Here is a 1,788-nt window from a genome sequence, read left to right on the forward strand (position 1 = left end):
CCCCGGCGGGGGTGGTCGGGGGGGCCCCGGCGGGGGGTCAGCCCCGGCCGGGGCGCCGCTCGTGGAGCAGCTCCCTGATGGCGTCCGCCGCCTTGAGGCACATCCCGGCGAAGGCGTCCTGTTCCTCGGGGCTCAGTGCGCCCCTCGCCGCCTGCGCGTTCTCACGGCGGCCACGGGCGCTGCGGGAGAGGAAGACATGGCCCGCGTGCGTCAGCGACGTCGTCTGCTCGCGCCGGTCGTCGCCCAGCGCCGCCTGCTCTACCAGGCCCAGGTCCTTGAGTACGCGAAGGGACTTGGAGGTGGTCTGCCGGGACACCCCCAGGGACTCACTGAGCAGCGAGGGGGTCATGGCGCCCCGGATGCGCAGCATCTCCAGTACGTCGTACTGCTGCCAGTTGATCGGCTCCGGGCCGGCACCGGTGCGCCGGGCGACCAGCACGCACTGGAGCAGGGACAGCGCGTCCTCCAGGTCCGGGCCCGCGTTCCTCGGTACCGGCGGTGGGGTCTGCGGTCCGGTCATCTGCGTCACTCCACTTCGGCGGGGCGGACTGGCGGGGCAGCCGGGCGCGCGTCGGCAGGATCCGGGACGGTCCGGGGCACCCGGCCGTGTCATCCCTGTGTGCTTTCCGTAGGGAAATCACTTTACCGCAGGCTCGCCTGGCCGGACTCCGCTCGCCGCACCGGCAGGGACCATACCTCCGGATGGCCGCCCGGCACCTGTCCCGGTGCCGCGGGCTCGAATCATCACCCGGGGCCGCTTCGCCTGGGAAGGACTTGACATCGGCCGGTCCCGCCTCCGAAGATAGTTTCCATATGGAAACTAGTTGGATGTGGGGATCGCTGAAGAGAACCTCCACGGTGCCGGGTGGGCGGGCCCGAGGCGGTGCTGTGCGGGCCGGATGCGGCGATATTCATGAGGGGTATGGAGCGCCCGCCGCGTAGATTCTGCCGGATGACGCTCTCTCATGATGTGACCGGAGACGGTGGAGACGGTCCCGCACTGGTACTGCTGCATTCCGGGGTGTGCGACCGGCGGATGTGGGACCGGCAGACGGCTGCCCTGACCGGTGCCGGCCACCGCCTGGTGCGCTGCGACTTCCGGGGCTTCGGCCGGACCCCGGCGCCGGACCGGCCCCACAGTGACGCCGAGGATGTGCTGGAACTTCTGGACACGCTCGGTATCGAGGACGCGGTACTGGTCGGTGCCTCCTACGGCGGGGAGGTCGCCCTGGAGACCGCCGCGCGATGGCCGGGCCGGGTGAGCGCGATGGTGCTGGTGTGCTCCGCCCTCCCCGGTCATGAGCCCACCCCCGCACTCGCGGCGGTCGGGGCGCGCGAGGACGCGCTGCTCGCGGCGGGGGACATCACCGGGGCGGTCGAGCTGATGGTCGAGACCTGGCTGGGCCCGGACGCCGACGAAGCCGCCCGGGAGGCCGTACGCCGGATGCAGCGGCACGCCTTTGAGGTGCAACTGGCCGCCGAGGAGTTCGAGCCGGTCGAGGCCGAGTTCGATCTGGCGGCGGTCCGCGCGCCCTGCCTGGCCCTGTCGGGCGGGCACGATCTGGCGGACTTCCGGCAGATCGCCGCCCGTATCCCCGATCTGCTCGCCGACGCCCGGCACATCGAACTGCCCTGGGCCGGTCATCTGCCCAGCCTGGAGCGGCCTTCCATCGTCACGGAACTCGTGCTCGGCTTTCTGCGCGAGCGGTTTCCCGTCGGTTGAGCCCGCTCACGGTGTGTCCCGCGCCTGCCGGGCGGGGACGGTGCGACCGCCCTCGGCGAAGGCCC

At 72.1% G+C, this 1,788-nt stretch carries 2 protein-coding genes; one reads left to right on the top strand and one right to left on the bottom strand.

Going from position 1 to position 1,788, the window contains the following annotated elements; translation table 11 throughout:
* Positions 1 to 37: 37 nt before the first annotated feature.
* Positions 38 to 520: a MarR family winged helix-turn-helix transcriptional regulator gene (locus ACWF94_RS39855; RefSeq protein WP_453500086.1), complete on the bottom strand. Its 483-nt coding sequence runs from the start codon at positions 518 to 520 to the stop codon at positions 38 to 40.
* A gap of 432 nt (positions 521 to 952) precedes the next feature.
* On the opposite strand from ACWF94_RS39855, the gene ACWF94_RS39860 reads away from it, so the two are divergent.
* Positions 953 to 1,723 (top strand): alpha/beta fold hydrolase, encoded by a 771-nt coding sequence (locus ACWF94_RS39860; RefSeq protein WP_453500088.1) that lies wholly within the window; start codon positions 953 to 955, stop codon positions 1,721 to 1,723.
* Positions 1,724 to 1,788 lie beyond the last annotated feature (65 nt).

The sequence above is a fragment of the Streptomyces sp. NPDC055078 genome (assembly GCF_053607985.1).